The sequence below is a fragment of the Olsenella sp. KH1P3 genome (assembly GCF_900167315.1).
In the GTDB taxonomy this organism is placed as follows: domain Bacteria; phylum Actinomycetota; class Coriobacteriia; order Coriobacteriales; family Atopobiaceae; genus Olsenella_J; species Olsenella_J umbonata_A.
Window position 1 is genome coordinate 114,569 of sequence record NZ_FUWQ01000004.1, and the last position, 16,993, is coordinate 131,561.

Sequence of the window (16,993 nt, forward strand, 5' to 3'; positions counted from 1 at the left end):
TCCTTCTTGTGGCTAGAGCGTCCCGGCGAACAGAATCGCCGCAATGCAAGCCACGCACGTTGCGACGGCGGCCCAGTCGCGTGGACGCATGTGCGCGGGGTGCCAGTGACTGCGCCCCTCTCCGCCGGCGTAGCACCGTGCGTCAAGCGCTCTCGCAAGGTCGTTGGCGTGACGGACGGAGCTTGCGAAAAGCGCGACCAGGATGGCGGCTATGGCATGGCAACGGTGGAGGGGCGATCCCTCTCCCAGAGCTCCGCCGCGGGTCCTCTGGGCATCGGCGATGGCTTGCGCTTCGTCTGCGATGGTCGGTATAAAGCGGAGCATGAGCGAGAAGACCATGGCAATCTCATGGGCGGGCAATCCCAGTCGCGCGAGGGGCGAGAGGGCCGCGTCGAAGGCGTCGGTCAGCTGGGTGGGCGTGGTCGTGAGCATCATGAGCGCGCCCATGAGGATGGCAATCGCCAAACGCAGCGAGTAGAGTACGGCAGACCAGGCGCCTTCGGCGCCTATGACGAGCGGGCCGCAAGCGAACAGGGTCTCTCCGTCCCTGACGAGAAACAGGTTGAAGAGACCCAACAGCACAAGAATGGTGACGAGCGGGCGAATCGACTCCAGAACCTTTGTCACGGGGATGCGCGTCGCGGCGACGAGTGCGAGGGCGAGGGCGACCCCAAGCGCCAGCTGAAGCGGCGTGCGGATGAGGAACGTTGACGCCATCGCCACAAGGGCGCAGCCAACCTTCGCACGCGGGTCAAGCCTGTGAATGGGAGACTCTGCCGGATAGTATTGTCCGATGCTCAGCCGAAGTGCCATCTCACTCCTTTCCTCTGTCGCGTGGGGATGAAGAGGCCGCGGGGTCGAGCTGATGGGCAATCGCCCGCGCGAGGTCGCTGAGGTTCAGGGGGTCTTGCCCCAGGTCCAGTCCCGACGCGGCGAGCTCCTGCGCCCAGGCAAGGGGTTGGGGCAGGCCGAGCCCGCGCTCGTGAAGCGTCTGACCGGTCCGGGCGTTGAAGACCTCGTGAGGCGTGCCTTGTGCGACTACGGATCCCTGGTCGAGAACGATGACCTGCTGCTGGAGCGCGGCGTCTTCCATCGAGTGAGTGACCTGCACCACCGTCACGCCCAGGGAGTGTATTTTCCCGAGGATCGATCGAATCGCCTGTCGGCCGCGTGGATCGAGCCCCGCCATCGGCTCGTCCAGAATCAGGAGGCGGGGGCGCATGGCGAGCACGCCCGCAATTGCGCAGAGGCGCTGCTGGCCTCCGGACAGATCGAACGGAGAGGCGCTCTCTTGGTCGGCAAGTCCCACAAGATCGAGGGCGCTGACGCAGCGGTGCCTGACCTCTTCGACGGAAAGCCCAAGGTTGGTTGGGCCGAAGGCGACGTCCTCCCAAACGGTTTCTGCAAACAGCTGGCGCTCGGGATGCTGCATGACGTAGCCGACCTGCCCGTGCAGCATGCGGCGCTCACGCCTCTTGCTCACGTCGAAGCCGTTGACCTCAAGGCGGCCTGCATCCGGCTTCTCGAGCGCGCAGATCAGGCGCAGGAGCGTGGACTTGCCCGAGCCGGTCTGGCCAATCAGGGCGCAGCTCGTTCCTGGCGCAATCTCAAACGACGCTCCCCCAACCGCCTGCCTGCCGTTCGTTCCCGCATAGGAATACGAGACGCCCGATGCGCTGATGCGGCCCTCTGTCGCATGTGGCGACTGCGAGGCGGGGACTTCGTCGCGGGCGCCTAGACGGGACCTTGTCCCGGCTGGGGCCAGGTCGTCCACCACGAGCTCTTTCCCCAGGTTGACTAGCTGGTCCTTGAGGTCGTCTGCGCTGCAGGTCCATCTTACGGGCACGCCAAGCTGTGCGAGCCTGCTGGCGAGCCTTGCGGAGAAGGGCTCTTCGAGACCGAGATTGCGAATGGTGTCCCCCTGCGAGAAGACTCGCTGCGGCTCACCCTCGAGGATGATGCGACCGTGGTCCATCACGATGACTCGGTCGGCGCAGAGGGCCTCTTCCATAAAGTGGGTGACGTGCACGATGGTTGTCCCGGCTGCGTGGAGTCGGTTCATCACGCGCATTATCGATCGCCTTCCGCGCACGTCAAGCGAGGAGCCGGGCTCGTCGAGCACCAGGACGCGCGGCCCCATGGCAAGCGCGCCCGCGATGGCGACGCGCTGTTTCTGGCCTCCGGACAGTCTGGTGGGGTCTGCCTTGGCAAAGCTCTGCATGGCCACGCGCTTGAGCTCGCGCCTGACGCGCGTTTCTATCTGCTCGGGCGCCATCCCAAGGTTCTCGGGACCGAAGGCCACGTCGTCCTCGACCACGGTGGTGACAATCTGGTCGTCCGGGTTTTGGAACACAAGGCCAAGCTCCCTGCGCACGGCCTCGTAGGCGTCATAGTTGACGTCACCGTCCTGGGCGACCTTGCGACCCAGAAGGGATACCCCTCCCTGGTCGGGCGCGAGCAGGCCGCACAGGACGGACGCCAGGGTCGACTTTCCCGATCCGTTTGCGCCGAGGATGCAGATGCGTTCGCCCTCGTGGATGCGAAGGCTCACGTCATTCAAGGCGACCACGCCCCTCTCGAATCTGAGCGTGACGTGGTCGAGGTCGACGAGGATGGCGTTATCCGGTTTCATGTTGCGTGCTCTAGTCCGCGAGCGCCTTGGAGACGGGCTTGTATGCCAGGGTGGTCGCGACGCAGTTGATGGCAATCTTAAGAACGTTGAAGGGGAGAAGGGCGGGGACTATCAACGCGACGACAGCCTCCGTCGCCATGCCCGAATAGAGGGGCGTGATGAGGACGTTGCCAAGGATGCAGGCCGCAAGGCAGCAGACGGCTCCGACGATCATTCCCGCGACGGCTCCTCTGAGGGACATTAAACGCCTGTAGACGAGTGCGGCGGGCACCGAAAGACTCAGCGTGGCGAGAACGGCCATGATGACGCCGTAGATCCCGCTCTGCGTCGCAAGGTGCACGAGGTACGGGATGATCGACACGACGACTGCGGTTGCCGGGCCATAGGCGAAGCCGGCGATCAGCGCGACGATTCCCGAGGGGTCGTACTTGAGCCAGGTGATGCCGGGGATGATCGGGAACTCCAGCACGAGCGTGCAAATCGCGGAGACGGCGCAGAACAGCGCGGTAATCGCGATGCGCTTTGTGGACCAGCCAGATCCCTGGGCGGTGGTCGAGTGGGTATCGTGCCTGCTGGTGGTTGATGCGGCCATGAGGCCCTCCGTTTCTTCCATCCGGACTGTAACCGTTGGTCCTGGACTCACACCAGGTCAACCACGCATTGTGATGGTGGCTCGCGGACTTCTTCGACGCTTCTCGCCTTCGTTACCGCCAGTGGGGAATTTCGCCCCGCCCTGAAACTGACTAGGTAACGGTATCACTTCTTCGTGAACTGTCAAAGGGCGGCGGGCAATTGAGATGGCGTTGCGGCCAGGCATGACGGGGGTGCGACGGACGTGTTACGAGCCGTGCGGTGCCCATGCGCTTTGAGGGTCCTGCTGTCACACTTGCTATACTATGGGGACGATTTGCCAAACGGCCGTTTCAAGGAGCGTGAAGAAGGCATGTCCGACAGTGCCGACCACTTGCAGTCTTTGTCTTGGAAGCTTCGTCAGGTAGTGGGGGAGGACAACGTCCTCGCGAATGAGCCCATGAGCGCCCACACCACCTTCGAGATTGGTGGCCCCGCTGACCTCTTCGTCATCCCGGACGATCCCGAGGAGGTGCACGATGTCGTCTCCCTCTGTAGGGAGAGGGGCGTGCCGTTCTTTATCTTGGGGCGTGGAAGCGACCTGCTCGTCTCCGACGAGGGCTATCGCGGCGTCATCATCTCGCTGACCGAGGGGCTGCTGAACGTGAGCGTCGAGGGCGAAGAGATGACCTGCCAGGCGGGCGTCAACCTTCGCGAGGCCTCGGAGATGGCCTGTGAGCTTGGCCTTTCTGGCCTCGAGTTCGCCTGTGGCATCCCCGGCTCAATCGGCGGCGCCTGCTTCATGAACGCCGGTGCCTACGACGGCTGCATGGCCGACGTGCTCCAGAGCGTGCGCGTGCTCATGGGCGACGGCTCTCTCGAGACCATCCCCGCCGACCAGCTCGAGCTTGGCTACCGAACCAGCCGCATCCGCACCGAGGGGCTCGTTGTGCTCTCCGCGACGTTCTCCCTGCGCGAGGCGAACCCGGAGTCCATCCGAGAGAAGATGGATGACTTCACCCAGCGCCGCGAGTCCAAGCAGCCGCTCGAGCTTCCGAGCGCGGGCTCCACGTTCAAGCGTCCCGAGGGATACTTTGCCGGCAAGCTTATCTCCGACGCGGGCCTTCGAGGTTACCGAGCGGGCGGCGCTGAGGTGTCCACCAAGCACGCGGGCTTCGTCGTTAACGTGGACCATGCCACCTCGGCGGACGTCCATTCCGTCATCGAGCACGTACAAAAGGAGGTTGCGCGCCAGTTTGGCGTCAAACTCGAGACTGAGGTCCTCTTCCTGGGCGAGTAGCGACCGACTCATCCCCATCGTCTTGCGCCGGCGAGAAGGGCTTACAGCATCTGCTTGAAAAGGGCGGGCATCGTGGAAGACCACGATGCCCGCCTGCTCGTATGCACTGCGGTTGTTGCCGGGATGCCGTCCCGTGATCCCTTTCGCCTAGTTCTTGAGCGAGTTGAGTGGCGCGGGGAAGCGGCCGCCGCGATGCGCGAAGACGGTGCCCGCGAACGGGTTGACACGCTGGACGGGGGCGCTGCCGAACAGGCCGCCGAACTCGAGGACGTCGCCCTCCTTCTTGCCGATGGCGGGAATCAGGCGGACGGCCGTCGTCTTGGTGTTGATGACGCCGATGGCCATCTCGTCCGCGATGATGCCGGCGATGGCCTCGACGGGCGTGTCACCGGGGATGGCTATCATGTCGAGGCCGACGGAGCAGACGCAGGTCATGGCCTCGAGCTTCTCGATGGACAGGGCACCGTCCTTGGCTGCTTGGATCATGCCGGCGTCCTCGGACACGGGGATGAACGCGCCGGAAAGGCCTCCGACGCTGGAGCTCGCCATGACGCCGCCCTTCTTGACGCAATCGTTCAGGAGTGCGAGGGCGCAGGTGGTGCCGGGGCCGCCGCACTCGCCGACGCCAATGGTCTCGAGGATCTTCGCAACCGAGTCGCCTGCGGCGGGGGTGGGTGCCAGGCTTAGGTCGACGATGCCCTTCTCGGCGCCCAGGCGACGGGCCGCCTCGCGGCTCATGAGCTCGCCTGCACGCGTGATCTTGAACGCGGTCTGCTTGATGCGCTCCGCGACCTCCATCAGAGAGGCGCTCTCGGGAAGCTGCTGCAGGGCGGCGGCCATGACGCCGGGGCCGGAGACGCCCACGTTGATGACGGCGTCCGCCTCGCCCGAGCCGTGCGTCGCGCCTGCCATGAACGGGGAGTCCTCGACCATGTTGGCGAACACAACAAACTTGGCCGCGCCGTAGCAGTCGATGTCGGTCGTGGCCCTGGCGCAGTCGATCATGGTCTGCGCGGACAGGAGGACGGCGTCCATGTTGATGCCCGCGCGTGTGCTTGCGATGTTGAGGGAAGAGCAGACGCGGTCCGTGGTGGCCATGGCGTGCGGAATGGAGTTGATGAGCCTGCGGTCCGTGGCGCCCATGCCCTTCTGGAGAAGTGCGGAGAAGCCGCCCATGAAGTCGATGCCCAGGGACTCCGCCGCGCGGTTCATGGCGTGCGCGATGGGGGTGAGGTCCTCGTCGGGGCAGCCTGCGGCGACCTGTGCGATGGGCGTCACCGAGACGCGCTTGTTGGCAATGGGGATGCCGTACTCGCGCTCGAGGTTCTCGGCCGTGGGCACGAGCTTCTCGGCGGTCTTGGTGATGCGGTCGTAGATCTTGGTGCACATGCGGTCCATGTCCTCGTCTGCGCAGCCAAGCAGCGAGATACCCATGGTGATGGTCCTGAGGTCAAGGTTCTGCTCCGTGACCATGCTGAGGGTCTCGGCTACCTCGTCTGGGGTGATTGCCATATCCACATCCTTCTTCTGCCTTACGGCATTGTCTCCGCATCACGGTCGTTCAGACAGCATTATGCATGCGTCAGCGCCGATGCGCGAGAGGCGCATGCGTGCGTGACATTCATTTTACGTACGCGTGTCGCCCGTGGGGCGTGTGCGTGACGCACCTGTCGCCGTGTGCTCGATAAACGTTATGGCCGAGAAGGGGCGTCTGTTGTCGCCGTCGGCATCTACGGGTTCGCGATTCGCTTGCGTGTTAACTAAACAGAATGGTATGTGTTTACATCCACTTATACCTGCAAAAGGAACGTTTTACCTGCATCTAACAGCTGTTTAGCCGTTTAATACTGTTTCGCAACCGTTCACAGTCAAAGGCTAGTACAACGGGTGTTAACAGGAGTAAAACTTCAGTTGTGCGAGGGATGGCATAGGAAAAAACGACCATCCCACAGCGTTGTTTTAGTTCGGTTTTGGCAAGGCGATCCATTCGGTCGATGTGTTTCCGGAACGACAGCGTGGGAGCAGAAGGCACAAAACAATCTGCAAAACAATCATCGCTTGATTCCGGTAGGCAGGGGCCAAAAGTTTCTACTGCTTATCTGGGCTAGACGCGCACTCGGTAAACAAGATAGAGGGGTTTGAAGGGAGTTTTTGGAATGGGCAATCTTTCTAGGCGCGATTTCCTCAAGCTTTCGGGCGTCACCGGTGCCGGCCTCGGTGCTTCCGCGCTGCTGGCCGCCTGCAACGGTGGCGGTGGCTCGGACGACGGTGGTGACGGTGCGTCCGGCGAGGGCAAGAAGATCGGCATCTCGATCTGGAGTTCCACTGACGCGCTTGGTTCTCTTTCCGTCGCAATCTGCAAGAAGGCCGCAGACATCCTGGGCTGCGAGGTCCAGACCGTCGACCAGGGTCACGTCTCCGAGCAGGTCACCGCATCTGCTGAGACCCTCGCCGCTGCCGGCTGCAACGGCATGATCATCTGCAACTCTGCAGACTCCGAGATGACCTCCGTCATCAACACCTGTAACGAGAACGAGATGTATGTCACCCAGTTCTACCGTATCATCTCCGAGGAGGCTTCCCCCGACGTCTACGAGGTCGCGAAGAACTCCAAGTTCTACGTCGGTGCCGTCCACGAGGACGAGGTCCTCAACGGCAAGACCCTCATGGGACTGCTTCTAGAGAAGGGTGGCCCCAACAAGACGGGCGCCCGCAACATCTGCCTCGAGGGTTGGACCGTCGGCGACGCCACCTTCCAGCTGCGCTGGCAGGGCTATAAGGAGGGTCTCGACGAGTGGAACCAGGCCCACCCCGACGACCAGGCGACCATGACCGAGCCCGTCTACGCCAACACCTCCTCCGCTGAGGGCGCAAAGGTTACCGAGCAGTTCGTCAACACCAACCCCAACATGGACGCCCTGATTGTCGCCGGTGGCGGCGGAGACCCGCTGGTCGGTTCCATCGGCCAGCTCGCCAACATGGGCAAGACGGGCCAGATCTCCGTCGTCTCCACCGACTTCCTCGAGGACCTCGCCGACCAGCTTGAGTCCGGCGGCATCTTCGCCGAGTCCGGCGGTCACTTCTGCGATCCGCTGTACGCGTTCATCCTCACCTACCAGGCCTGCACCGGCAAGCTCGAGGTGAAGGACGGCGAGTTCGGCAAGGAGATCAAGTTCCCCTACGTCTACGTCTCGAGTTCCGACGAGTACAAGGACTATGCGAAGTACTTCGTCGACGACGCTCCCTACAACGAGGACGAGATCAAGGCGCTGGCGGAGGACGACTTCGACGCCCTCTGCAAGGCCGCCGAGTCTCTCTCGATCGAGGACGTGAAGAAGCGTCACGCATAAGTTCCTCTTGCTGGTTTCGCCGTTGTAAGCGATCAACTGAATCGGAGGGGCGCCTGGGACTTTCGGGCCCCTCCGATTTTTGCTGACCTGGAAAGGGAAGGAGCGATGCATGCAATCGTTTCTTAAGAAGGCAAAGCAGAGCCAGTGGTATGGCGTCGGCCTTCTCGCACTAATTGCCCTTGCAATCTGGGCGGTCTTCAAGGTCGGGGCCCCCGCAACGTTCGGTGCCCCCGACAAGCTCATGTCCTACTTGCAGTCCGCCCTCATCTACGCCATCGGCGGCTGTGGCATGTACTTCATCTGCGTCATGGGTCTGTTCGACTTCTCAATCGGCTCGATTCTGATTGCCGCCGAGCTTGCCGCAATCGCGCTCATCCCGACGCTCGGCTGGTTCTCCGTCATCGTGGTTCCCGTTGTCGTGGGCGTCATTCTCGGCCTCACCAACGGCATTGCCTACATCAAGATGCATATTCCGTCGATCATCGTCACGACCGGACTCTCCCTCATCTACGAGAGCTTCTCGGTTTGGATTGCCGACGTCAACGGCACGCGTCTCGACGACGCCTACAAGCTCTTCGGGTCCTATCCCTGGAACCTCATCGTCGCCCTTCTCGCGTTCCTCCTCTGCTGGTTCATCCTGAACTACACCAAGATCGGCACGTACACCAACGCCATTGGCGCCAACGAGCTCGTCGCAAAGAACATGGGCGTCGACGTCGACAAGTACAAGGCGATCGCATTCACCCTCTGCGGAACGTTCATGGGTGTCATGTCCATTCTCTACCTGGGTTACGGCACCGCCCAGACCCCGCAGACCGGCATGCTCTCCCAGGCCCTCAACTTCCAGCCCCTGATGGGCACGTTCTTCGGGCTTGCCTTCAAGAAGTACGGACATCCGGTCCTCTCGATCCTCATGGGCGAGTACATCGTCGCCATGATCTTCGCGGGCTTCGTCGCCCTCGGCATGCCCACCACCGTCAACAACATCGTCACCGGCGTCACGCTGCTTGCCATCGTCACGCTGACCACTAAGCGTCGCAACGGCGCGGTAGTCAAGTAAGGGAGGGAGAAGAACATGGCCAAGGAAGTAATGCTCCACGCCGTGGGAATCGACAAGCAGTTCGGGCCCACGCATGCCGTAGATCACGTCTCCCTCGACTTCAACAAGGGCGAGATTCACGCGCTCATCGGCGAGAACGGCTCGGGCAAGTCGACCTTTACCAACATGCTGACGGGCATCATCAGCATCGGCGAGGGCACGTTCGAGCTCGATGGCGAGCGCATCGAGCCCAAGAACCAGGTCGACGCCAACCACCACGGGGCTGCCGTCATCGTCCAGGAGCAGGGAACGCTCGATGGCCTCACCGTCGCCGAGAACATGTTCCTGGGAGACGAAGACCAGTTCATCTCCGGCGGCATCAAGAACACCGGAGCCATGATCAAGAAGGCCCAGGAGCTTCTTGACAGCTACGGCCTCGACTACATCAAGGCCGTCGACCCCATCGAGAACTACAACTTCGAGGACCGAAAGCTCGTCGAGATCGTCAAGTCGACATGGTTCGGTCCCAAGGTCCTCGTCGTCGACGAGACCACGACGGCGCTCTCGCAGAACGGCCGCGCCGAGCTGTTTACCGTCATGAACAAGGTCCGCGAGGACAACCGCACCGTCATCTTCATCAGTCACGACATGGCCGAGGTCCTTGCCATGAGCGACACCATCTCCATCCTGCGAGACGGCGAGTTCATTAAGACGGTGAGCGCGAAGGACGTGACGGAAGATGAGCTCAAGACCCTGATGGTTGGTCGCCAGATGTCCGAGCACTACTACCGCGAGGACTACGAGGGGTCGATGGCAGGCGACGTGGCCATCTCGATGAAGGACGTCTCCGTCCCCAACCAGCTCGAGGACGTCTCCCTCGACCTGCACAAGGGCGAGATCCTCGGCATCGGTGGCCTGTCCGAGTGCGGCATGCACGAGGTTGGCAAGGCACTCTTTGGCGCGTCGTTCGAGAGGAGCGGAGAAGTCACCCTGGCTGACGGCACGTCCGTGAAGGACATCAACACCGCCATCAACCACTCCATCGCCTACGCGTCCAAGGACCGCGACAACGAGTCGCTGCTCACTGCCGACACGATTCAGGACAACATCACGCTGCCCTCGCTGCGCAAGATGGGTCTTCCCCTCTCCAAGCGCAGGCAGAAACAGTTTGCGAACAAGTACGCCAAGGAGATGTCCGTGAAGATGGTTAACACCGACCAGTTCGTCTCGGCGCTCTCGGGTGGCAACAAGCAGAAGGTCGTCCTCGCCCGCTGGCTGGGCGCCGAGTCCGACATCCTGCTCCTCGACTCGCCCACGCGTGGCATTGACATCAAGGTCAAGGCAGACATCTATGCCCTTCTCGACGAGATGCGCAAGCAGGGCAAGGCGATCCTCGTCATCTCCGAGGAGATCATGGAGCTCATCGGCATGTGCGACCGCATCCTGGTCATGAAGGACCACAAGATCAACGGCGAGCTCGAGCGCTCCAGGGAGCTGACCGAGCAAGACCTCATCGCTCTGATGGTTTAGTGGGAGGCGAACCAAATGTCTGACATCAACAACTCCGCAGTCATGGCCAACGCCATGGGGGAGAAGGGCAAAGGCGGCCTTCTTACGAAGGTCAACTTCCGCTCGATCCTTCCTCTTATTGGCTTCGCTCTGATTCTTCTGTTCTTCGCCGTCGCGACGCAGGGCAAGATCGTCCAGATGAAGAACCTGCGCCTGATTCTCAACTCGACCTACGTGCTCATGATCTCCGCCATCGGCGTCTTCATGATCATGTCCATGGGGTCGCTGGACTTCTCGCAAGGCTCGATGATCGGCGTGTGCTGCATCGTCGTGTGCACGCTTTCGCACGTCAGTCCCGTGCTCTCCGTGGTCGGCGGCATCCTTACCGGCGCGGTCATCGGCGCGGTCAACGCGTACTTCCACGTGCGCAGGCAGATAGCCTCGTTCATCGTCACGATTTGCATGATGTTCCTGCTGCGCGGCATCGTCGCGTTCCTGACCACCAACGCCCCCGCACAGGGCGCCGGCTACCTGCAAGGGAGCCTCAACAATCCGACGCTCCTGCTGACCATCACCGTCGTGTGCCTCGCAGTGTTCTACGTGGTGTTCAACTTCACGCCGCTGGGAAGCAACCTCAAGGCCATCGGCGCAAGCCAGACTGCCGCTCGCTTCGCCGGCATCAAGGTCCAGAAGACCAAGACGCTCGTTTACATCGCGGCCGGTGCGATCACGGGCTTCGCGGCGTTCATCCTCGCTATCCGCAACGGCTCGGTGACCGCGACTGGCGGCAACATGATGGAGACCCAGATCATGCTCGCCCTCGTCCTGGGCGGACTCCCCATCTCCGGCGGCGCAAAGGTGCGCTTCTCCAACATCGTCGTCGGCGTTCTCACCTACTGCATCCTCGACCGCGGCCTGTCGATGATGGGCTTCGAGGCCGCTCCCAAGCAGCTCATCATGGGCGTCGTCTTCCTGGTGTTCCTCGCACTCTTCTCCGACCGCGACTCCAACCAGGTCATCAAGTAGACTCCCCTTTCCTTCGGCCGGGCGCCCCGTGCGCCCGGCCCCCCCGGGGCCCTGTGCCCCACAGTCTCAAGGAGGCATTCAATGCTCGAGATCAAGAAGTACAAGTTCTGGTTCTGCCCCTGCACCCAGGACCTCTATGGCGACGAGGTCCTCGCCCATGTCCACGAGCACGCCGTCGAGGTGGCAGCCGCCCTCAACGCGTCCGACCTCGTCCCCTACGAGGTGGTCGTCAAGCCCAACCTGCTGACCAACGACGTCATCCAGAGCACGTTCCGCGCTGCCGACATGGACGACGAGTGCGCCGGCATCATCACCTGGGCCCACACCTTCTCGCCCTCCAAGTCCTACATTCACGGCCTTCAGGACCTCCGCAAGCCCCTGTGCCAATTCGCGACGCAGTACAACGAGGAGATCCCCTACGACTCCATCGACATGGACTTCATGAACGAGAACCAGGCCGCCCACGGTGAGCGCGAGTTCGGCCACATCTTCGCGCGCATGCGCATCAACCACAAGGTCGTCTTCGGCTTCTGGAAGGACCCCGAGGCGCAGGCCGAGCTCGGACAGTGGATGCGCGTCGCGGTGGGCATCAACGAGAGCCGCAACATCCGCGTCTGCCGCTTCGCCGATACCATGCGTAACGTCGCGGTCACCGATGGCGACAAGGTCGAAGCCGAGGTCAAGCTTGGCTGGACCGTCGACGCCTGGCCTGTGAACGACCTCGTCCCCTATGTCGACGCCGTCACCGACGCCGAGGTCAAGGAGCTCACCGACGAGTACTACGACACCTACGAGCTCGTTCTCGACGGGCGTGACCCCGAGGAGTTCCGTCGCCACGTCGAAGTTCAGGCCGCCCAGGAGATCGGCATCGAGCGCTTCCTCGTCGAGCATGGCTACAACGCCTTCTCGGATCACTTCGGCGACCTCGGCGGCCTCAAGCAGCTCCCGTCGCTGGCCATCCAGCGCCTCATGGCCAAGGGCTACGGCTTTGGCCCCGAGGGTGACTGGAAGACTCCCGCGATGGTGCGCCTGATGAAGATAATGACCGCCGGCATGAAGGACGCCAAGGGCTCTGCCCTGATGGAGGACTACACCTACAACCTCGTCAAGGGCAAGGAGGGCATCCTCGAGTCCCACATGTCCGAGGTTGACCCCTCCGTCGCCGAGGGCCGCATCGCCATCCGCGCGACGCCGCTGTCGATGGGCGAGCGCGAGGACCCCGCGCGCCTGATCTTTACCGGCAAGACCGGCCCGGCCATCGCAACCTCCCTGGTCGACCTGGGCAACCGATTCCGCCTGATCATCCAGGACATCGACTGCAAGCCCGTCGAGAAGCCCATGCCCATGCTCCCCACCGGCACCGTCTTCTGGGAGCCGCGCCCCAACCTCAAGGTCGGCACCACCGCCTGGATCTATGCGGGCGGCGCGCACCACACCGCGATGTCGTTCGACCTGTCAGCCGACCAGATGGTCGACTGGGCCGAGAGCATGGACATCGAGCCGGTCGTGATTGACGCCAACACCAACCTTCGTGACTTCCAGCGCGACCTCAAGCTCGGCGAGGTCTTCTATCGCTAGGAGGACGCGTCCGGTAAGGGCTCGTAAACACCCGGCCGCGTCCCGCCCTGGGGCGCGGCCTTTTCTATCAAGGAGGGGTCATGACCACTGACCAGATCAAGCGCGAGATTGAGGACGGCGCCACCACCCTGGGCATCGAGTATGGCTCGACCCGCATCAAGGCGGTCCTCAACGACTCTCACAACGCACCCATCGCCGTCGGTACCTTCGACTGGGAGAACAGCTTCGACGGGCGCTTCTGGACCTATGCGGAGGACGAGCTCCTGAATGGCATCGCCGCCGCCTACGCCAGCCTCAAGGCCGACGTGAGCGAGAAGTACGGACTCACCCTCTCGAGGGTCGGCGCCATGGGCGTGTCCGCCATGATGCACGGCTACCTTCCGTTCGACGCCGAGGGCAACCTGCTCGTTCCCTTCCGCACCTGGCGAAACACCACCACGACCCGTGCGGCTAGGGGGCTCTCGCAGCTCTTCTCGTTCCACATTCCGGAGCGCTGGAGCGTCTCGCACATCTACCAGGCCGTGCTCGACGAGGAGCCGCACGTCTCGAAGATCGCCCACTTCACCACGCTTGCGGGCTACGCGCACTGGAAGCTCACGGGCCAGAAGGCACTCTCGGTGGGAGACGCCTCGGGCATGTTTCCCATCGACTCGACCACCAAGGACTACGACAAGAAGATGATCGCGGCCTTCGACGAGCTCGTCGCCTCGAGGGGCGTTGCGTGGAAGGTTGAGGACCTTCTCCCCAAGGTCATGGTCGCCGGCGAGGTGGCCGGCCACCTGACGGAGGAGGGCGCGAGGCTGCTCGACCCGTCGGGCGACCTCCAGAGCGGATGCCCCCTCTGCCCGCCCGAGGGTGACGCGGGTACCGGCATGATTGCCACCAACTCGGTCGCCCAGCGCACGGGCAACGTCTCGGCAGGCACTTCGGTGTTCTCGATGGTCGTGCTCGAGCATGCGCTCAAGGATTCGACCGCGCCTGAGATCGACCTGGTCACCACGCCGGTGGGCGATCCCGTTGCCATGGTCCACTGCAACAACTGCACTTCGGACATCAACGACTGGGTCGACCTGCTGGCCGACTACAGCCGCGTCATGGGGCACCAGGTCGACAAGGGTTCCATCTACACCACGCTGTTCAACGAGGCGCTCGCGGGCGAGAAGGACGCGGGCGGCCTGGTTTCGCTGCCGTTCATCAGCGGCGAGACGGTCATGGGCGTCCAGACCGGCTACCCGCTGTTCCTGCGCGGGCAGAACGCGCGCTTCACCATCGCGAACTTCATGCGCATGAACATCATGGCGGCCTTCGGCGCGCTTGCCGCGGGCAATGACGCCCTCAAGGCGCAGGGCGTCAAGATCGACAAGCTCTACGGCCACGGCGGCATCTTCAAGACGCCCAAGGTCGCGCAGAGCCTGCTCGCGGCCGCGCTCGACGCTCCCGTGACCGTCATGGCGACGGCGGGCGAGGGCGGTGCCTGGGGCCAGGCCGTCGCCGCATCCTACATGCTCAGAAAGGCCGACGGCGAGTCGCTGGCCGACTTCCTCAACAACAAGGTCTTCGCCGACATGGAGGGCGTCACGCTCGAGCCCGATGCCGACGACGTGGCGGGCTATCGCTCGTTCCTCGAGGCGTTCAAGCGCGCGAACGAGGCCGAGAAGGCCGCCGAGAAGCACTTCTCACGGGAGGCGTAGAAGGATGATGCTCAAAGAGCTGAGAGACGAGGTCTACGAGGCGAACATGGACCTGCCCAAGCACGGCCTCGTGGTGTTCACCTGGGGCAATGCCTCGGGAGTCGATCGCGAGAGGGGTCTGTTCGTGATCAAGCCCTCGGGCGTGAGCTACGACGAGCTCACCCCGCAGAACCTCGTTGTTGTCGACTTTGACGGCAACAAGGTCGAGGGCGAGCTCAATCCCTCGTCGGACACGGCGACCCATGCGGTCCTGTACAAGACGTGGGAGGACATCGGAGGCGTCGTCCACACGCACTCCAGCAACGCCGTGTCGTGGGCACAGGCCGGCCGTTCCATCCCGTGCTACGGCACCACGCACGCGGACTACTTCTATGGTGACGTTCCCTGCATGCGCGGGCTGACCGCCGGCGAGATTCGCGAGGCCTACGAGCTCAACACTGGAAAGGTCATCCTCGAGGGCTTCGAGGGCGTCGACCACATTGCCCACCCCGGCTGCCTGGTTCGCAACCACGGCCCGTTCTCGTGGGGGAAGGACGCGGCGGCCGCCGTGTACCATGCTGTCGTGATCGAGGAGGTCGCGAAGATGGCGCTGCACACAGAGCAGCTCGCCCATGCCTCGGGTCGCGCCATCGACGACTGCCTTGCCCCCCAGTACCTGCTTGACAAGCACTACATGCGCAAGCATGGCCCCAACGCCTACTACGGCCAGGGCAAGTAGCGACTTCGCTTCCAACGCGCCCCGTCCGCGTGTCCTGCGAAAGAGCCCGTCCCGGTGTTGCCGGGCGGGCTCTTTGTGCTCGTGCGTGCCGTGGCTGCGCTCAAGGGGCATCGCGCCCCGCGCTTGGGCTAGGCGGTCCTGAAAGCGAAGACGGTCGTGAAGCGGAAGGCGTGGCCGGCGTCGTAGACGGGCTGCGGCCAGGCCTTGTGGTGGATCGCGTCGGGGTAGAACTGCGTCTCGAGCGCCACGCCACAGTGGTCCCCGTAGTGGCAGCCGTCCTTTCCCATGCAGTCAAGGCCGCCTGCGGTGTAGACCTGCAGGGCTGGCGAGTCGGTGATGACGTCCATTGCGATGCCGGAACGCTCTCCCACCAGGGTGCACGCGCGCTCGAGCCGCTCCTCGTTCTGGAGCACGAAGTTGGTGTCGTAGCCCCCGGGAACGAGCGCGATGTCGTCCCCCAGGTCCTTGGGGGTCATGAAGTCGTAGGGCGTGCTGGCGACGGGCAGGACGTCTCCCGTGGGAATGTGGTGCTCATCGACGGGCGTGTAGTGGGTCGACTCGATCTGGAGCTCGTGGCCAAGGACGCTTCCCGAGGCGTGCCCGTTCAGGTTCCAGTACGCATGGCAGGTCAGGTTGATGATCGTCGTGTCGTCGGGCGTCGCCTCGTAGCGGATGCCCAGCTGGTTCTCCTCGGTGAGCGTGTAGGTGACGTTGACGTCGACGGCGCCGGGGAATCCCTGGTCGCCGCGACGGCTCAGGAGGTTGAAGGCTACCGAGTCGTCCGTCGTCCCGGTTGCCTTCCACAGGCGCTCGAAGTACAGGTGTGGGCCCGAGTGGAGGCTGTTGGGCCCCTCGTTCGCCGCAAGGCGGTAGGTGGTTCCCGAGAGCTCGAACGAGGCACCCGCAATGCGATTGGCACAGCGTCCCACGATTGCGCCGAAGTCCGCGGAGTTGTGCTCGTAGCCACGCACGCCGTCGTAGCCCAGACAGACGTCGGGACAGCCCCCGTGCGCGTCGGGTACGCGAACGCTGACCACGCATGCGCCCAGGTCGGTCAGCTCGACCCGCATGCCGTGGGAGTTCTCGAGGGTGAACAGGTGCGCTTCGTGACCGCTCTCGGTCACGCCAAAGACGCTCGTCCTAAGTGACATGTGCTTCTCCCGTCGATTCGTTTCGCGTAATGTCGCTGCCTCCACCATAGGCGCCCCGGCTCGATTTCGCCTGACGTTTCGGTGGGGCCGCTTGAAGGATAGGCGCAAGGCATGGAGGGGAGAAGTGCCTAGCAAACGGGTGAAAACGCCTTGTCCTTTAGGAGTGGGGCAGAAGCGGGGCTGAAACCCTTCTCGTTAAGCTCGCACGCTACTAAACAATGCATTTTATCTGCACATTGTCTATCTTAGAGAGGTCATTTGTTGACGTAATTCACGAACGGTTAATTTGGTTTAGTAAACGACCAGATAAACACCTACCGTTGGGCGAATTGTCTTGATTGACCTCTTGTAACTTCCTATCGTAGGGGCTGTTGGAACGTGGCACATGGTGCCAAAATAGTTGCTAAACGTTTTGTCGAGGGAGACTGT

13 protein-coding genes and 1 riboswitch are annotated in these 16,993 nt (G+C 62.9%); of the genes, 8 read left to right on the plus strand and 5 right to left on the minus strand.

Going from position 1 to position 16,993, the window contains the following annotated elements; all coding sequences use genetic code 11:
• Nucleotides 1-12: 12 nt before the first annotated feature.
• The 3 genes from B5D13_RS06495 to B5D13_RS06505 are packed head-to-tail and all read right to left on the minus strand — an operon-like array spanning nucleotide 13 to nucleotide 3,224.
• A complete protein-coding gene (locus B5D13_RS06495) occupies nucleotides 13-813 on the minus strand; it encodes an energy-coupling factor transporter transmembrane component T family protein (RefSeq protein WP_078687508.1) in 801 nt (266 codons plus the stop codon).
• A 1-nt stretch (nucleotide 814) separates the two neighbouring features.
• Nucleotides 815-2,632 (minus strand): ABC transporter ATP-binding protein, encoded by a 1,818-nt coding sequence (locus B5D13_RS06500; protein WP_234970746.1) that lies wholly within the window; start codon nucleotides 2,630-2,632, stop codon nucleotides 815-817.
• Between the two features lie 10 nt (nucleotides 2,633-2,642).
• Nucleotides 2,643-3,224 (minus strand): ECF transporter S component, encoded by a 582-nt coding sequence (locus B5D13_RS06505; RefSeq protein ID WP_078687509.1) that lies wholly within the window; start codon nucleotides 3,222-3,224, stop codon nucleotides 2,643-2,645.
• Nucleotides 3,225-3,229: 5 nt separating this feature from the next.
• Nucleotides 3,230-3,377: riboswitch (FMN riboswitch) on the minus strand.
• Between the two features lie 198 nt (nucleotides 3,378-3,575).
• Between B5D13_RS06505 and murB the strand changes: the two genes are divergently transcribed.
• Complete coding sequence (gene murB / locus B5D13_RS06510) at nucleotides 3,576-4,502, plus strand: UDP-N-acetylmuramate dehydrogenase (protein ID WP_078687510.1); 927 nt, start codon at nucleotides 3,576-3,578, stop codon at nucleotides 4,500-4,502.
• A 147-nt stretch (nucleotides 4,503-4,649) separates the two neighbouring features.
• Here murB and B5D13_RS06515 read toward each other — a convergent pair whose 3' ends face one another.
• Nucleotides 4,650-6,014 carry a PFL family protein gene (locus B5D13_RS06515; protein ID WP_078687511.1) on the minus strand — a complete coding sequence of 455 codons (1,365 nt, stop codon included), beginning with the start codon at nucleotides 6,012-6,014 and terminating at the stop codon, nucleotides 4,650-4,652.
• Nucleotides 6,015-6,658: 644 nt separating this feature from the next.
• Between B5D13_RS06515 and B5D13_RS06520 the strand changes: the two genes are divergently transcribed.
• The 7 genes from B5D13_RS06520 to B5D13_RS06550 all read left to right on the plus strand — a co-directional run bounded on the left by B5D13_RS06520 (nucleotide 6,659) and on the right by B5D13_RS06550 (nucleotide 15,413).
• Nucleotides 6,659-7,852, plus strand: coding sequence for a sugar ABC transporter substrate-binding protein (locus B5D13_RS06520; RefSeq protein ID WP_078687512.1), 1,194 nt, complete (start codon nucleotides 6,659-6,661; stop codon nucleotides 7,850-7,852).
• Between the two features lie 109 nt (nucleotides 7,853-7,961).
• Nucleotides 7,962-8,912 carry an ABC transporter permease gene (locus B5D13_RS06525; RefSeq protein WP_078687513.1) on the plus strand — a complete coding sequence of 317 codons (951 nt, stop codon included), beginning with the start codon at nucleotides 7,962-7,964 and terminating at the stop codon, nucleotides 8,910-8,912.
• Nucleotides 8,913-8,927: 15 nt separating this feature from the next.
• A complete protein-coding gene (locus tag B5D13_RS06530; protein WP_078687514.1) occupies nucleotides 8,928-10,421 on the plus strand; it encodes a sugar ABC transporter ATP-binding protein in 1,494 nt (497 codons plus the stop codon).
• A 15-nt stretch (nucleotides 10,422-10,436) separates the two neighbouring features.
• Nucleotides 10,437-11,426, plus strand: a complete 990-nt coding sequence (locus tag B5D13_RS06535) for an ABC transporter permease (protein ID WP_078687515.1) — start codon at nucleotides 10,437-10,439, stop codon at nucleotides 11,424-11,426.
• Between the two features lie 81 nt (nucleotides 11,427-11,507).
• The gene (gene araA / locus B5D13_RS06540; RefSeq protein WP_078687516.1) at nucleotides 11,508-13,004 is read left to right on the plus strand and encodes an L-arabinose isomerase; all 1,497 of its coding nucleotides are present in this window, start codon (nucleotides 11,508-11,510) and stop codon (nucleotides 13,002-13,004) included.
• A gap of 80 nt (nucleotides 13,005-13,084) precedes the next feature.
• Complete coding sequence (locus B5D13_RS06545; RefSeq protein ID WP_078687517.1) at nucleotides 13,085-14,695, plus strand: xylulokinase; 1,611 nt, start codon at nucleotides 13,085-13,087, stop codon at nucleotides 14,693-14,695.
• 4 nt (nucleotides 14,696-14,699) lie between these two features.
• Complete coding sequence (locus B5D13_RS06550; protein WP_200802622.1) at nucleotides 14,700-15,413, plus strand: L-ribulose-5-phosphate 4-epimerase; 714 nt, start codon at nucleotides 14,700-14,702, stop codon at nucleotides 15,411-15,413.
• A gap of 128 nt (nucleotides 15,414-15,541) precedes the next feature.
• Here B5D13_RS06550 and B5D13_RS06555 read toward each other — a convergent pair whose 3' ends face one another.
• A complete protein-coding gene (locus B5D13_RS06555; RefSeq protein WP_078687518.1) occupies nucleotides 15,542-16,564 on the minus strand; it encodes an aldose epimerase family protein in 1,023 nt (340 codons plus the stop codon).
• Nucleotides 16,565-16,993: the final 429 nt, after the last annotated feature.